Below are 15,957 nucleotides of genomic sequence, written 5' to 3' on the forward strand. Positions count from 1 at the left end.
CGCCTGTCGCTCCGGCGAGTGGGCTCATTGCCTTCAGGGGTGAAGACGCTGAAGCACCCCTCGGCGCTGAAGCTCCACGATGTGCTCGGCGGACCGCTGCGGTGCGTCTCCCCCACGGACCAGGACTCCCGCCTCGATGTTGCGTCGGGCAGCGGACTCCGTAAGGTTCGCGCTCCCCAGAAAGAGGACACGGCGATCAGCGACGGCGAGCTTTGCGTGCTGTCGCGAGTAGGAGTCGGCGGCCTGGTCGCGTACCCAGTGCCACAGACGCAGTCCGGGTATGGATGCGAACGCGCCGGCCGGCTCCCGGCCCGAGAGCAGACCGCGAGCACCGGCCAGCGTCTCGACCACGACATGTGTGTGCACGCCCCTGGCCACAGCCGCGGTCAGGGCCTGTGTCAGCGCCGGATAGGGACGGGCCGCATAGGTCATGGCGATCAGTTCGTCCCGCGCCTCGTTGATGACTTCGACGAGCACCTGAGCGGTTGCCCGTATCGGTACCGAAGGCGTGGAGGGCCCGCTCCACACCGTTCTCACCCGGATCGCGTCCCGTGCACGCAGTTGAGCCGCGACATAGCCCCGCAAGTAGGCCGCGGCCTCCGAGCCGGGCAGCGAGTCCTCCGCCACCGCCTCGTACACCTTCGCGACGGCTTCCCGGACCCCGGGCGTGGCGAGCTCGATGAGAGCCCGCTCTCTGCTGCGCCCCAGGGCCAGCAGCCCGGCGAGGTCCTTCGTGCGGGAGGGGCCGAGGGCGTCAGCCGCCGCCTCGGCGGCGGCTTCGAACCTGCGTCTGCTCACGGCAGCAGACCGACCGGAGTGAGCACCTGATCCTTGTCTCCCGTGAGCGGCACGAGGAAACGGCGGTCGAGGAACCGGTTGCCGCGCTCACAGGTGGTCTCGGAGACGAACAGGCAGACATGGCAGGCGGCTCCGTGAAGGAAGTCGGCCGGGTCGTGCGGCAGCCGCTCCGAGCACAATGGGTCCGCCGAGCAATGGGAAGCATCTGCCAGAGCGCGGCGCACGATCCGGTCGAACTCACGCCCCTCGGCAAGGGAGACCAGACCACCGAGAGTGCCTTCGGAGTCCGGCACAGCGGTGTAGATGAGGATGCCCGTCCTCGGATTCTGCTCGTCGCCCGCGTAGATGCGCTCGGCGAGGGAGGCCGAGTTGTAGCCGCACTCCAGCGCGATCGTGCGGATCAGCGTGTGGGAAAGGGTGTGCAGCGCGATGTAGCGGGCCCCTGCCCAGCCGTACAACGGGTCGAAGTCGCTGGTCTTGCGGTCCGACTTGCGATTGCTCCGGAACCGGCCGAAGGCCTCCCGGTGCGCTGCCATCTGCGGTGACCTTTCCATACGTGTCACCCAGTCGGCCATCAGATCGTCCCGTACCCGCAGGAAGATGCCTTCGCCGCGTACCTCACTGGCCGGCACCCAGTTCTGCGTGGCGCGGGAGAGGTCGACCCGGGTCGCGATCTCGGGCGACTCGGGGTCGGGAGCGTCGAGCCGGGTGAAGCCGATCAGGGCGCGGGCCTCACGCAGGCGCTCGACCTGCCGTACGACGGAGAAGAGTTCGCCGAGCGGTGCCGGTACGTCGGGAACCTCCCGTAGCGTGAAGTCGTCGCTCGGCTGGGGCACGGGACCGGACAGCGCGTCCCACTCGGGCCCGAACAGATCAGCCTGCACTTCGGGTGCGGAGGGCGCCTCTTTGCCCGCTCCCGCCTTACGGGCAGCAATGGCCGCGACCAGCGTGTCCGCGTCGAACTCATTGAGGTAGTTGAACGCCGGGATTCCGGCGAGAAGCAGGTAGTTCTCGCGGGACGCGATGCCCTGCAGCTCCGGCCAGTGGTCGTCGAGCAGTTTCTCGATGTCACCACCCTGCCCCTTGGGCAGCGCAAGGGCGCTGAGGGTCAGCGGAAACCACTGGTTGGACGCACCCGCGACCATCAGCACGGCGTCCTGACCGCAGCCGTTGCTCTCGTAAGTGCCCAGGTGCGGATGGCGTCCGCGGCATCGCGGCAGGTTGCGGCGGCCCCGTTCGCCCATCGCCTCGCGGATGTTGCGCTTCTCACCGCAGGCAACACATTCGATGGTGACGTTGGCGGCCTGGTTTCCGCCGTGGTCCTTCATGCGCAGCTTGGGGCGAGAGGTCTTGGAGCAGGCCTGTCCGTTGTGGACGTAGACGGTGTACGGGAACTCGTCGAGGTGGCCGGCCGTGCAGACGAGGGTGAAACGGGCCGCGACCGCGAGGGGCTTGCCTCGCTTGCAGTCATGGACGAACTTCGCCTCGTGCGGGGTGCGCGGGTTGGAGTTGACAAAGGCGAACTCACCCGAGTCGACCGCGGCAAGGACATTGCAGGCGGTGCAGCGCAGCCACTGCGGGAAGGGAGTGACCGGCACGCCGACCCCTTGAGCGGCCCAACCCTTCGGGTCGCTGTCGCCGCCCTCCAGCCAGGGCGCTGCCCGCAACTGTTCGATCTGCCCGCGGCCGTAGCGCTGGAGGGAGCGGTTGACGGCTGCACGCAGCCGGGGTTCATCGATGTCGTACTCGGTGATTCCGTTGTAGCTCCAGGAATCGAGCCCCTTGATGAGGACCGAGAAGTTCGGCAGGTCGACGAGGGCACCGACGCCGGCGGTGAACATGAGGTGACTGGGCCGGACGGCGCCGACCCGGCGGTTGGAGTTGCTGCTCATCGCTGTCCCTTCCCGGCTCCGCCGGTGGTGGTGTCGCCGTACTCGTCGCTGTCCACGGTGGCTGCCGAGTCGAGGCCGGTCCCGGTGCCGGACTCGCCGAAGTTCCAGTCGGGACCGCCGCCCGAGGACTCGTCGAGGAACGCGCCGCCGCCCGGCAGCAGCAGGTTGATCTCGTTCTCGGTCTCACGCATGGACATGCCGACGGTGAGTTCCGTCCACGGAGATCCGTCGGCACGCCGGAGCAGTCCGCTCACGACGGCGGTCTTGCGCTTCTCCTTCCGGTAGCCGAGGGCGGCGCTGCTCTCGTCGCGTTTACGGCGCCACTCGTCCTTCAACCGGTCCAGACGTTCGCTGAGGTATCCGCGAGCCCGGTCGCCCCCGACCCTCTCCGCCCGTTCCAGGAACCTCCGTTCGACGTCGGCGGCGAGCGGGCCGCTCAGGTCGACATCGTGGGCATCGAGGTTCCGGGACGTGTCGTAGGCCGCCTGGCGCAGCGCAGCGACGTATGTGGCAGTCGCGCCCCGGTCGAGGGCGCGGCGCGTGAACGGCGTCACCGAGAGGGCTTCGACCTGCCGGTAGAAGGTGGCGTGGTAGTGCTCGAAGTCCTCGTAGTGGGCAAGGTCGCGCGGACGGGCCCAGTTGTAGAGGGTGACGACCAGTCCGGGGCGCTCGGCATCGCGGCCGACGCGGGAGGACGCCTGGATGTACTCGGCCGTGTTCTTCGGCTGGCCGACGACCAGCATCAGTCCGAAGCGCGAGACGTCGACACCTACTTGAAGCATGGACGTGGCGAGGACGACATCGACCGCCTGGCGAACCACCGGAGTCATCGAGGCACGGGGCTCACGCTTCTCCTTCCTCGCGGTGGCGTACTCACGCAGGAACGCGCGCCGCCGCACGGAGGTGTCGCGTTCCGGTTCGAAACCGATCTCCAGCCGCTTGAGGGCGGCGCTGATGTCGGAGGAGGAAATACGTGACGTCAGCTCCTGGATGGTGAGCATCCCCGCCCTGCTGACGACGCGGTCGGAGAGGGTGTCCTGCCCTTTGCGGCTCCCGTTGGAACGCACCCGGGTGGTGATGTCGTCGTCCATGTACCGCCGCATGCCGGCGAGTTCACGCGTGGCGTTGAAGTAGCCGACCAGGGTCATGTACGGGTCGGCAGGCTTGCCGTAGTCGTCGAACAGCTGCTGCCCGGCAAGGAGAAGGATCTCGGCGACTCGGATCTCGGCCGCCTTCAGACGGGTGCCATGGGCGCACACCCCGAGATAGCGCCTGCCGGGGTTCTCGCGGCTGAGCTCGACCTGCCGGGAGAAGAAGGTGTCCCCGACATCGAGGACCTGGGGCGGAAAGACGGCCACCTTGCGGCCGAAGACGCCCAGCACCTGGTCCGAGGCCCGCTTGGTGGTCGCCGTCGACGCGACGATCTTGGGTCCGGCTTCGTGGCGCCGGCCCTGCTCGTCCGTGAAACTCCAGGTGCACAGCTGGTCTATGGCGGACTCGAACAGGCCGACCGTGGTGCCGAGCGCGCCGGAGATCAGATGCAGCTCGTCCTGGATGATCAGGTCCGGCGGCCGCAACCGGGTGACCGGCTGTGCCGTGACACCCGGCAGTTCGCCCTTGGCATGATGCCGGCTGCCGCAACCGGTCTTGGCATCCAGGTCGTCGTGGCGGTAGCCGTGACGTGGGCAGATCTCGGTGACCCGGCCGAACAGCAGGCCCGCGTAACCGTTCCAGGGGAGCTGGGCGAACTTGTCGACGGTGGCGATCAGCAACGACGGCGCAAGCCGGTAGATCTCCTCGTCCACGGTCAGGACGGGGATGCCCTCACCCGGGGACTCCAGCCGGGAGAAGGGGCATCGGTCCGCACCCTCACCGCGCGGGCAGTACAGCAGAACGCGGCGCCGGGCCTCGTCGTACTCCATGTGGGAGCGGGCGGTCAGGCCACTGCCGCACCACGGGCAGGTGAGGACCTGCAGTACCCGGGCGTGCTTGTCGCTGGCGCTCTCACGGGCACCGGCGATCTGTTCCTTGGCCTCGTCGAACCAGTTGGGCGAGACCGAGGTTCCCACCCACAGGCCGATACGGAACGGAGTGGCGCCCCAGCGCACATCCCGCGCGAACTCCTCGCGGCGCAGCACTTCACAAGCGCTCACGAGCGCCGCGGCGCGCTGGAACTGCTGGGCGGTCAGCAGCCGCAGGGTGTAGCGCATGAGGACGCCGACCCCCGCCTCCCCGCTCCTGGCCTCCGCCCCGGAGCCGATGGTTCCCTGCAAGCGGCGCAACGCGAAGGTGTACGCGGCGAGACCGAGATAGGCCTCGGTCTTGCCACCACCGGTCGGGAAGAACAGCAGGTCCACGAGCGCCTCGCGTCCCGTCCCGCGGTGCGGGTGCCCCGGCTGCGTGAGAGACACGAGGTTGAGCAGTACGAAAGCGAGCTGGAACGGCCGCCAGCCGGCCCCCTCCTTGCCCCTCGCATACACCTCGTCGTACGCCTCCTGGTAGGAGCCGCGGTCGTCCTCACGGCCGGCCCGCGCCGCGGCGACGGCCGTGTTACGACGCTGGAGCGCCATCGCCCGGTTGGCGAACCGGAACGCCGCGAGGGCCGTGTCGTCGGCAACGAGCCTGTCGATGCCCCAGGTGATGCGGTCGCAGATCTCCAGGGCCTGTTCGATGGCGGCAAGCGCCGATTCCCGTAGATCGTCCGGCAGCGAGAGTGTCTGGTGGCGCTGCTGTTCGAGCCAGGTGCCGTAACCGTCGGCGAGCGGTGCGAGGGCGGCGCTGAGTTCACTGCGGCGGGCGGGTACCGCGAGCGCGGCGAGTTCGTCCATGCCGAGCTCCAGGCCGCGGAGCAGGTCCTGGTCCGTCACGCTCGGCGCGGTGGTGGCCCTGACGTCGTATTCGGGAAGCCAGGTGGTGGCGAGCCGGTGCGCATTGCGCTCGCCCTGGCGGACGTGGGCGTGCACGGCGACGTTGCGGCCCTTGGCGTGGCTGAGGCTGTCCCGGTAAAGGAGACGCAGGCGCCGCTCCTCGGGGTCTTCGGGGGCGTTGCCCCGGTTGGCCGGATCGAGGGGATCGTCGACCGGGAAGAAGACCGCTGCCTGATCGTCGGGGAAGGCCGTGACCTCCAGGGAGGTCTGGAAGAGCCAGTGCGCATCGCGCGCCTCACGGCTGTCCTCCTGCCGGTTGATCAGGGCGAGTTCGACGATACGCAGGTCCTCGCCGCCTCCGCTTCCTGCGTGCTGCCGTACCTGCACGCCGAGGACGACGGCGTCGTCCGGCAGGGGAACCGTACGATCGGTAACGCTCGTGACGTCGATGTCGACCTGGTGCTCGACCGGCTCGCGCGACCATACTTTTCGGGTCGTGCCGTGTTCCGTGGCGTCCTCGGACTGGGTGTAGCGGCCCCAGCGGGCGGTGACGCTGAGCGTCCCGACGGAGGCCGGTACGGCGAAGGACAACCCCATGGAGGAAGCCCAGATGTGGCCGGCCGCCTGCGGGGTCAAACGGTCCTGGGGGTCGCTGTCGTCACCCTCGCTCTCGTCCCCCGACTCCCCGTCCGCGCTCTGTGCGGCAGCGAGCGCGATCTCGTCCGACGTCGTGGCGTGGGGCCGGGGCCCGAGCATGCCGACGAGGTACCGGTCGCGGGGGCCGGAGGAGGACCGGGACAGAGTCTCGGTCTCACCGTCCCACGGGCCCAGCAGATCACGCCGGATGTAGGTGCCGAGTCCGTCCCGCACGCCGTACGAGTCGCCGGCGAGAAAGGTCTGCGGTACTTCGTCGAGCGGGTGCGGGACAGTGGCCTGGTCGGGCTGGGCCGGCATGCGATGGGTCCTTTCGGACGGGCCGGTGGGGCACGAAGTCTTGGCGAGCATACAACAGCACGAATAATATAGGCCGTTGACTGAGTTCACAAAGCATTTCTTTCCGCACCTCATCCCGCTCCCGAGGACTCGGAGTCTCTACTCTGTTCCTCGACCGCCGGCCACCGCGCGACACGAGGACGCTCATGCCCCGACTCGCCCTTTCCGACGACTTCGTCGCGGACCTCATCTCCCTGCAGCGCCCCGTGCAGAAAGAGGTGAACGATGCGATCCAGAAGTTCCGGAGCCTGAGCGTTCCTCAACTCCACGCAAACAAGGGCATGCATCTGGAGAAACTGGAACGGGCGCGCGACCGGCGGATCCGCACGATCCGCATCACCAAGTTCTACCGCGGCGTACTTCTCGCTCCCGATGACGGCAGTGATCTGTTCACACTGCTGCGGGTCGCCGCGCACGACGAGGCGATCAACTGGGCGTGCAAGCGGGCCTATTCCGTCAACGGCGCCACCGGAGGCCTCGAAGTACGCAATGTCGAGGCCCTGGAACAGATGGAGACATACTTCGAGTCGAAGGCGCTCGCCACTCCTGCTCGCCTCTTCGAGCAGCATTCCGACACCGCACTGCGCGACCTCGGCATCGACGACCAGGTCCTGCGTCTGGCCCGTGTCTGCGTCACTGCCGACGACCTGTCGGTCATGGCACCGCCGATGATGCCCGCCGACCAGTACGAGGTGCTGGAGTATCTGGCGGCGGACTACTCGGTCCAGGACGTGTGGGAGCAACTGATCGCCTCCCGCGGCCAGACGGTCCGTACCGCCGAGGACCGGCCGGCCGTCTCCCTCACCGAGGCAATCCTCAACACCCCCAACCGCATTGTCGAGGTCACCGGCCCCGGCGAACTGGAGCGCATCCTCACCGAGGACCTCACCCGCTGGCGGATCTTCCTCCACCCCGCCCAGCGGCGCCATGCCTACCACCCCGGCTTCAACGGCGCGGCCCAGGTGACCGGCGGACCCGGCACCGGCAAGACGGTCGTCGCCCTGCATCGCGTACGTCATCTGCTGCGCACGGGCCACGACAGCGACCGGATATTGCTGACCACGTTCACCAACGCCATGGCTGCCGCCCTGCGGGACAGCCTGGCCCTCCTTCTCGGCGAGGCGGACGCGCACCTTCTGAGTCGCGTCGATGTGACAACGGTGGATTCGCTTGCTGCCAGGGTCATCCGGGAATCGCGTGGCAGCGCGCCCAAACCGCTGTCGGCCGCCGCCGAGAAGAGCGCCTGGGCACGTGCCACGGCACGTGAGGACCTGCCCTGGACGGAACAGTTCCTGTCCCAGGAGTTCCGCAACGTGATCCTGGCCCAGGGGCTGCGTACGCCCGAGGCCTATCTGCGCTGTGTACGAAAGGGGCGCGGCACTCAAGTGGGACGGGTGCAGCGGGCCCGGCTGTGGCGCGTGATGGAACGCTTCACGGGCGACCTCGCCTCCCGCGATTCGGCGACGTACACGCAATTGTGCGATCAAGCGGCGCGCGTCCTCGCCGAAAGCAAGCCTCGCTACCGTCATGTCGTGGTCGACGAGGCCCAGGACCTGCATCCCGCCCAGTGGCGGGTTCTCCGGGCCTGTGTGGCGCCGCAGTCGGACGACATCTTCCTTGTCGGCGACCCCCATCAGCGTATCTACGACTCCCGGGTCTCCCTGCGGTCGCTGGGCATCCATGTGCGCGGACGTACGTCTCGGCTGCGTCTCAACTACCGCAGCACGGAAGAGATCCTGCGCTGGTCGGCATCCCTGCTGGACGGGCAGCCGGTGGGCCGACTCGGTGAGGACGACGAGGCCGACGGCGGCCACGACTCACTGCGGGGCTACCGCTCCGAACTGCACGGCCGCACGCCCGCGCTGCACGGGCACGGCAGCCAGGACGAGGAACTCAGGGCGCTGGTCGAGCAGATCCGGACCTGGATCGACCAGGACGGGGTGAAGCCGTCCGAAGTCGCGGTGTGTGCACGCTTCAACACCCTGGTGGACGCGGTCATTTCACGTCTGCGCCGGGAAGGCATACCCGCGGTCGCGGTCAAGGACGACCCCGGACCCGGGACGTCCGGGGTCCGCGTGGCCACGATGCACGCCATGAAGGGACTGGAGTTCCGCTGCGTGGCCGTGGTCGGCGTGACCTCCCAGGTGCTGCCTTTCGCGCAACAGGTGACGCCCGCCGAGGTGGACTCCGTACAACATCAGTCGGATCTGCTGGCGGAGCACTGTCTGCTCTTCGTGGCATGCACACGGGCCCGTGATGCGCTGGCGGTCTCATGGAGCGGCCGGCGCAGCCCGATGCTCGACCCGGTCGCCGGCTGAGTTCGTACGACGGGCCGCTGCCCGTCCGCACAGCTGGCGGGTGGCAGCGGCCCGTCATCGTTCCGCCCCCTCGGTCAGGTCCTGTGGCTTCGTCGGTGTCACGCGAGAACGGTTGATGCCGAGTTCAGGCAACAGATGTTGATCAAGCGGGTCCAGAATGTTGTCGAGTTCCGAGAACGGCTCGCCGAGAAGCGGCGTTGTCAGTGGGTTCTGCCAGGGTGTGCTTCGTGGATGAACTGGTGGAGCGTGTCGACTGTCGAGATCGTGTCCTGGGGGTGGTCACCCGTCGGCAGGCCATCCGGGAGGGTTGGCTGCATCGAATCGCCTCGACGGTGTGTCGTGATGAGCGTGGCCGGATCCTCGTCCATCGGCGGTCGGAGCAGCTGCCGCGCTTCCCCGGGCTCTATGAGGTCATGGTCGGTGGCGCCGTGGATGTCGGCGAATCCTATGAACAGGCTGCCGCGCGGGAGCTGGCCGAAGAGCTGGGCATCCGTGGCCTGCCGCGCTTGCTGTTCACGTTCATCAACCGCAGCGGCTTGAGCCCTCACTGGCTCGGCGTGCATGAAGCCGTGGTTCCGGACGCTGTGACCCCCGATCCCGATGAGGTCGCCTGGCATGGCTGGCTGACCGAGTCGGAGCTTCACTCGGCCCTGTTGGAGTGGCGCTTCACTCCCGACAGCCACGAAGCCTTCAGCCGGTATCTCGCGTTCCGGACCGCGCAGCCCTGACCTTTCTCGCCTCTTCGATCGGGCCCCTCAGCCCAGGGACTGTTGTTCGGCTCGGGCGCGAGTGGTCGCGAGGCGGTAGACATCCCACCTCGCTAAGAGGAGCTCACAAAATGGGAGTCCGATCAGCTCGCGGCGTCTGGTGCGTGCGATCGCAAGGCGCCGGAAGGTCCTCGTAGCGGAGCTACTAGGGCATTTCGGCAACGCAGCGAGCGTGCGTGCCAGGCGTCGCGAGCCGGGCGCCCATTTTGTGAGCTCCTCTAAGGCGTCAAGCGGCAGCAGCGAGTTCTTCCTCGGGGGCTGGTGTCGGAATGCCTAGCAGCGACCAGACCGTTCATGCCTAAACTTCAGAAGCGACGGCGAGCCGTATCAGCAGCGAACCTCTCACACCAAGCAGAACCATGACCCTCCGACGGACGTCGTCTGCAGAGTTCACGACAGAGGCACGCGCCTCGGGGGCACCGACGCCGGACCGCCGGTCAATGCGGCAGTGGCGGCAGTGGCGGCAGGGGCGGCAGGGGCGGCAGGGGCGGCAGGGAAAGGAAGCGCATGCGCGCCCAGGAGATCACCTTCCTCAAGCTCGTCCAGGGGGACAAGCAGTTCCAAGTTCCGCTCTATCAGCGGACGTACAGCTGGGGAAGGGAACAGCTGCACCGCCTCTGGGAGGATGTTGGCGAACTCGTCGACCAGCATCTGGCCGGGGATGGCCCTCCGCCGCACTTTCTCGGTTCCGTCGTCCTGGCACCGGGGCAGATCCAGGCCGGCGGCGTGCAGAGGTGGCTGGTCGTCGACGGCCAGCAGCGGCTGACGACTCTGATGCTGGCCTTACCGCCCTGCGCGATCACCTCAAGGACTGCGGGGACCTTCGGGCCGTCGACAGGGTGCACCGGCAGATCCTTGTCAACGAGTTCCACGAGGGCTCCGACCACTATCGCCTGCTGCCGACCCAGGCGGACCGGGAGGCGTATACCGCCTGCGTCGCAACCAGACCGCAGGCCGGCGGTGGCGACAACATCGGCGCCGCGTACAGGTTCTTCCGCGGCGCTCTCGCCGAGGGCCAGGAGACCGGCCCCGAGGGGTGGGTCGGCACCCTCGAGACCGTGCTCAAGGATCTGCTCTCGATCGTGGAGATCACCGCTGAGCCGGGCGACAACGTGTACCGGATCTTCGAGTCGATCAACAACACGGGTGTCGGGCTCAGTCAGAGCGACCTGCTGCGCAACTACGTGTTCATGCTGCTGCCCAAGCGGGGCGAGCGCGTCTACCAGGAGCTGTGGCTGCCCATGCAGCAGAGCCTCGGTCCCAAGAACCTCGAACTGCTCGTCTGGCTGGACCTGATCGTGCGCGGCCATCACGAAGCAGAGCGAGATCTACCGGGAGCAGCAAAAACGGCTCCAGCCGCTCGCCGGCGATGAGAACTCGCTGCAGCACGAGATCTCCCGGCTGGCAGAGCGCGGGCAACGCTTCCTGCGCATCATCGAGCCCCATCGTGAGCCGTCGGCTCCCCTGCGGGCAGCCCTGGAACGGCTGGCTGCGTGGGGCGGCCAGACCCACTACCCCCTCGCGCTCCACCTCCTCGACCTCGTCGACGCGGGGCGCACCACTCCGGACGATGCGGCGGAGGCCCTCCAATACGTCGAGTCTTACCTGGTCAGGCGACTCATCTGCCAGACGTCGACCACCGGTCTCAACCGGATCTTCATGGAGGCGCCGAAGGAGCTGGAGACGGACCGTTCGGCCGCAGAGGCCGTACGCCGATTCCTCTCGGCCCGCCGCCGCCGCTGGCCCACCGACGAGGAACTGCAGGCGGCGATTCGCAGCAAGCCCTTCTACTGGAGCGGTCGCCCACCGCAGCGCAGCTACATCCTGCGTCGCTTCGAGGAAAGCTACCGGCCCAGCGAGCCCGTCGACTTCGCCAGGGCAGCCCTCAGTGTGGAGCACGTCCTTCCCCAACGGCCGGTCCAAGCGTGGTTCGACCTGCTCGCGAACGAGACCGAGGACGGTCAGACACCTCAGGAGCTGCACGACCTGCTGGTGCACACACTCGGCAACCTGACCCTGACCGGCGACAACTCGAAGTTGTCCAACCATCCCTTCGAGCGCAAGCAGCAGATCCTCGACTCCAGCGCCCTGCGGATGAATATGGAGATCGCCTCGTCCGAGCGCTGGGGCAAGGCCGAGATCATGACGCGCGCCGACCACCTCTCAGAACGTGCCGTGGAGTTGTGGCCCGGACCGATCGGTGGCATTCGGCCCCCGGACAAGGACTCTTCCGGCTGGGCGGAGTTGCGGGCTGCGCTGGTCGCGATGCCGAGCGGTACGTGGACGACATACGGCGACGTAGCCGAACTCATCGGCAGCCACCCGGTACCGGTCGGTGCCTACCTGGGCTCCAACTCGACCGTGGTCGGCGCCTACCGCGTGCTCACCACCGACGGAAAGATCTCGCCGGCCTTCCGCTGGCCCGACGGCAGCAAGAAGCAACCCCCTCGGGAGGTGCTGCAGAGTGAGGGCGTGATGTTCGATACGTGGGGCCGAGCACACCGGTCGCAACGGTTGACGGCTGCGGAACTGGCCACACTGCTGGGCAAGGACGTCACTCAGCTGCCGTCGTTCGATCCCCTGCCGGACGACGTGAACGCGGAGGCGGCCGAGCGCTTCCGGAGCCAGCTGGAAGAGCACTGGCCCGAGGCACTGTCCGGGGTGGCGGCGACACTCGACTTCTGGCGTCGTCAGGGTGGCTATCTCACCTACGGAAGGCATGAGGAGACCAGTTGCTTCCCCATGCTCGACGCCGGCACGAGCAACCGCCCGCATGTGATGTGGCCGTTCGGGCTCTACCCGGTCACCGGAACGGTCGAGGTCGTCTTCCAATACCTCAAGGACCGCAGCCCGTTCGACGACACGGAACACCGCAGGGAGCTGTTGCAGCGGCTCAACAAGATCGACGGGATCGACCTGCCGGAGGCGAAGCTGGAGCTGCGCCCGTCGTTCCCGATCCGGGTCTTCACCGACCACAGTGAGGAGATCTGCGAGGTGCTGGACTGGTTCATCCACACGGCGGCGCTGGACCTGGCACGCCGTGTCTGAGACGGGGCCCCGGTGCGGGTGACGAACCTGCTGGAGAGCGGCTCATCGATCACGCGTACGCATGCTCACATGGAAGGGCCGGATGCTCGTGCCGTACGAGCATCCGGCCCCGGGCCGTGGCCGGTATCAGTCGGCCGGCGCGAGTGCGTAGCCCCACCACACACCGTGCTCCCTGGCCAGTTGGATGTGCACATGCTTACCGTTGGACAGAGTGAGTTCGGCCTCGGACGTACCGCCCTGCGGTGCCTCGACGCGCTGCAGGAATGAACGGCTGTCGCTCACCGGTTCGGCGTGTGCCATGACCGGGCCGCCACCGGCCGCCGGTGCGAGCGGGCGCAGGAAGTCCGAGGGCTCCCGGGCCGTCGCCGCACCGTCGGGGTAGCCGTCGGCCAGCGCGTCGATTCCCTTCACATCACCGTCCGCCAGGCGCTGGACGAACACGGTCAGGAAGGTACGCATCTCCTTGGACGGGGACTCGCCCTGGTAGGTGACACTCACCTTCGGCTCGGCTGCGACGGCGTACGGGGTGTCGTCGGTGTGGTGGAACCACCAGAAGGCAGCCGCGCACAGGACGACAAGGGCCGCGGCCACCCCGGTGAGGGTGGCGGTGCGCTTACCAACGCGGAGTGACATGGGCGATCCAGCGGCCATCACTTACGTGGCGTCGGTCTGGGGGTCGTCGTCCCGGTCGGTCGCCAGTGCGGCCGGCAGCGGCATCCCGTACTTTTCGCACAGGAACCGGGTCTGGCAGTACCGCTGGGCGTCGGCGGCCACCCTGCCGAGGACCGCGGAATTCATGCCGGCACCGATGAGGACGCCCACGAACGGCACGACCTTGGCGACGTTTTTAACTGGCACCCTGGAGCCGGCCGGGCCGAGCTGCTGCATCAACTTCTCGAGGGCGGCGAGGAGACGGTGGTCCTGGCGGAGCTTGTTCGACCACTTCACGCGACCCTTGACCGCGTCCGCCGCCCGTGCGGCATCACGCAACGGCTTGGCTTTGGCCGCCTGTGCCATGAAGGACCGCTGTACCAGGCGTTGGATGAAGATCTGCTCGTTGGGATCTTTGGCGTCGTAGCCGTAGGAGTACGCGACGCGCGATGCTATCGACGTGCTCAGGACCTGGATGACGAGGATGTCCGCTGTCATCGCGACGGGAATACCGGCGACGGGGACCATGGCCAGCAGGCCCATGGCGCCGCCTTCGAACGCGCCGGTGGTCCGCCACTTGAGGGTGTTGCGGGTCAGCAACCGGTCGCAGACTTTGAGGTCCTGCTGCCGAAGTTCGGTGAAACTGTCGACTTCGAGACCTCGCTTGCGGGCGAGCTTCTCGACGTTCTTCGGGTCGTTGAGCTCCAGGGCCCAGTCGTTGACCAGCTCGAGCAATGCTGCCGCGGCCGCGAGCGCCGGTCGCATGGCCTTGTCGGCGACCGCGTCGCCTGCGCGACGGACAGGTTCCGTGACCGCCTCCGGCACAGCGTCCGCAACCCGTCTCACGGCGTTTCCCGCGACCTCACCGGTGCGACCGAGCGCGGCGCTCGCCCAGTTCGGTAGACCACGGCGGTCGTTGCGGCGCTGCCAGTGCTCGTTGAGCGTGTCCCATACCTGCCCCTCGTACGCGCTCATCGGGGTTGCGTCGTCGACGAGTGGGTCGGCGTAAGCACTCATTGAGGTACTCCATTTCGACTGTGACCGCTGGGTCCACGATGCCCAGCCGACACGTGGGTGAAGCCGCAGTGCGGGGGTCGATGCCCGAAGTCGAGTGCACCGGCCACCTGCGGGTTGTAACTCACCTCTGCCGCAAAGCAGCGGTCAGGCTTCGTGATTCCGGTCTTCTTGGAGGGGCGGGGGCAGGCCCTTGGCCTCGTTGAGGTGTCCGTACACCGTCGACCAGGGCAGATGGAGGGCTCTTACCGACGAGCCCTCACTTTTGATCCACCATCAGGCTTCGTTTCATCACGGTGAGTCGGAGCCTTGCTCCCGAGCCGGGCTTCCGTCCCCTGTTGAGCGCCAGTCAGGTCAGGCGTGGGCCGGCCCCCTCCTGCGCGGCGACAGTCACGAACACAGCCCCCTCCTGTAGCCGCCACCACGTCAAGCATGTCAGTCATTGACTGAGTTCACAAGACACTCCGGCACTTCTCATCCATTCGGCAATCACCGGACGGCAACTCGTCCGGATATCACCTGCACAACCACTGCCGGTACGGCGAAGCGCCTGTACACGGCACTGTCACTGACATGCCATACGATGCGCACACCTGATCACACCTCTTCCGCTTGAGGATTCTTACGTCATGTCTCTCGATGTCACGTCCCGTTCCCTGCGTGGTATATCCGCTGTCGTAGCCCTGCTCTCGGTCGGAGCAGTGGGGTGCTCCGAAGCCATCGACGGCGCAAAGGCCGGTGCCAAGAAGGTGGTTCGTCAGCAATCGGTCTTCTCTCTCTCGGCCGGCGACTGCTACAACCCGAACAGCGGGGCACCCGAGGGCGAGGAGTTCAGCGTCGAGGTCGTGCCGTGCAAGGAACCGCACAAGGGCCAGGTCGTCGGTGACTTCAAGATCGACGGGCAGTCGGCGTACCCCGGCGAGGACAAAACCGCGCAGATCGCCGACGAACGATGCCCGGCCGAGGCTCAGAAGTTCACCCCCGACACCTGGGCCCTGCCCAAGGGCGTCGACGTCTACTACTACTACCCCACCAAGGAGAGTTGGGCGACCGGCGATCGGGCCGTGAGCTGCACGTACGCCAAGGAAGCGGGCACGTTCTCCGGTTCGCTGAAGAGCAAGTCCCTGAACGCCGACCAGCTCGCGTACCTGAAGGGCTCTAACGCCGTCTACGAGGCCCTGTGGGCGAACCAGCCCGAAGCAGAGCAGGTCGAGGACGACTTGGCCGGCTACAAGAAGCAGGCCAAAGCCGTTGCCTCCGCGCTCGGCACTCACCTCACGGCCCTGAAGAGCATTCAGGAGCCGGAGACCGTCAAGCTCCGCGCAGGGCTGGAGAAGACCGCCGGTGCGTGGGAGAAGGCCGCTTCGGCCGGTGACACGGACGCCTTCTACCTCGCCTACGACCGGGCCTTCTCCGGCATCAACCCGGACAAGACGGTCGCCGCCCGCAAGGAGCTGATGCTCGCTACCACCGTCCCGGCCGACGAAGCCGAGGTCTGGGCCGACTGACCCGGTCGGATCACGCCGTCCGGCCGGGCCCGGGCCGGACGGCGGAGCCGGGCACGCCGGCAGGCCCTGCGCGGATTTGGGCGGCCCTCCTGTTCACCACC

8 protein-coding genes and 1 pseudogene are annotated in these 15,957 nt (G+C 67.5%); 4 read left to right on the top strand and 5 right to left on the bottom strand.

Annotated elements, in window-relative coordinates:
* Positions 1 to 33: 33 nt before the first annotated feature.
* The 3 genes from drmC to drmA are packed head-to-tail and all read right to left on the bottom strand — an operon-like array spanning position 34 to position 6,511.
* On the bottom strand, positions 34 to 798 hold the full coding sequence (gene drmC / locus ACZ7L9_RS22885; protein ID WP_471417531.1) for a DISARM system phospholipase D-like protein DrmC: 765 nt from the start codon (positions 796 to 798) through the stop codon (positions 34 to 36).
* The gene (gene drmB / locus ACZ7L9_RS22890; protein ID WP_471417533.1) at positions 795 to 2,690 is read right to left on the bottom strand and encodes a DrmB family protein; all 1,896 of its coding nucleotides are present in this window, start codon (positions 2,688 to 2,690) and stop codon (positions 795 to 797) included. Before drmB ends, drmC begins: the two co-directional genes overlap by 4 nt.
* Positions 2,687 to 6,511 (bottom strand): DISARM system helicase DrmA, encoded by a 3,825-nt coding sequence (drmA, locus tag ACZ7L9_RS22895; RefSeq protein ID WP_471417536.1) that lies wholly within the window; start codon positions 6,509 to 6,511, stop codon positions 2,687 to 2,689. The genes drmB and drmA overlap by 4 nt, the downstream gene beginning before the upstream one ends.
* A gap of 185 nt (positions 6,512 to 6,696) precedes the next feature.
* Here drmA and ACZ7L9_RS22900 point away from each other — a divergent pair, with 185 nt between their 5' ends.
* The 3 genes and pseudogenes from ACZ7L9_RS22900 (at position 6,697) to ACZ7L9_RS22910 (ending at position 12,683) form a co-directional block, all read left to right on the top strand.
* Positions 6,697 to 8,868, top strand: coding sequence for a UvrD-helicase domain-containing protein (locus tag ACZ7L9_RS22900; protein ID WP_471417537.1), 2,172 nt, complete (start codon positions 6,697 to 6,699; stop codon positions 8,866 to 8,868).
* A gap of 227 nt (positions 8,869 to 9,095) precedes the next feature.
* Positions 9,096 to 9,596, top strand: coding sequence for an NUDIX hydrolase (locus ACZ7L9_RS22905; RefSeq protein WP_471417539.1), 501 nt, complete (start codon positions 9,096 to 9,098; stop codon positions 9,594 to 9,596).
* Between the two features lie 546 nt (positions 9,597 to 10,142).
* A pseudogene (locus ACZ7L9_RS22910) lies at positions 10,143 to 12,683 on the top strand (GmrSD restriction endonuclease domain-containing protein).
* A 126-nt stretch (positions 12,684 to 12,809) separates the two neighbouring features.
* Here ACZ7L9_RS22910 and ACZ7L9_RS22915 read toward each other — a convergent pair.
* Positions 12,810 to 13,316, bottom strand: coding sequence for a hypothetical protein (locus ACZ7L9_RS22915; protein WP_471417542.1), 507 nt, complete (start codon positions 13,314 to 13,316; stop codon positions 12,810 to 12,812).
* A gap of 21 nt (positions 13,317 to 13,337) precedes the next feature.
* The gene (locus ACZ7L9_RS22920; protein WP_471417543.1) at positions 13,338 to 14,351 is read right to left on the bottom strand and encodes an EcsC family protein; all 1,014 of its coding nucleotides are present in this window, start codon (positions 14,349 to 14,351) and stop codon (positions 13,338 to 13,340) included.
* Positions 14,352 to 14,977: 626 nt separating this feature from the next.
* Between ACZ7L9_RS22920 and ACZ7L9_RS22925 the strand changes: the two genes are divergently transcribed.
* The gene (locus ACZ7L9_RS22925; protein WP_471417545.1) at positions 14,978 to 15,856 is read left to right on the top strand and encodes a septum formation family protein; all 879 of its coding nucleotides are present in this window, start codon (positions 14,978 to 14,980) and stop codon (positions 15,854 to 15,856) included.
* Positions 15,857 to 15,957 lie beyond the last annotated feature (101 nt).

It is taken from the genome of Streptomyces sp. NPDC111516 (assembly GCF_055635345.1).

What these genes read in the sequence shown, in the direction of transcription:
- ACZ7L9_RS22915 (WP_471417542.1), bottom strand. Translation starts at nt 13,316, where the DNA reads ATGTCACTCCGCGTTGGTAAGCGCACCGCCACCCTCACCGGGGTGGCC.
- ACZ7L9_RS22900 (WP_471417537.1), top strand. Translation starts at nt 6,697, where the DNA reads ATGCCCCGACTCGCCCTTTCCGACGACTTCGTCGCGGACCTCATCTCC.
- ACZ7L9_RS22920 (WP_471417543.1), bottom strand. Translation starts at nt 14,351, where the DNA reads ATGAGTGCTTACGCCGACCCACTCGTCGACGACGCAACCCCGATGAGC.
- drmA (WP_471417536.1), bottom strand. Translation starts at nt 6,511, where the DNA reads ATGCCGGCCCAGCCCGACCAGGCCACTGTCCCGCACCCGCTCGACGAA.
- drmB (WP_471417533.1), bottom strand. Translation starts at nt 2,690, where the DNA reads ATGAGCAGCAACTCCAACCGCCGGGTCGGCGCCGTCCGGCCCAGTCAC.
- ACZ7L9_RS22925 (WP_471417545.1), top strand. Translation starts at nt 14,978, where the DNA reads ATGTCTCTCGATGTCACGTCCCGTTCCCTGCGTGGTATATCCGCTGTC.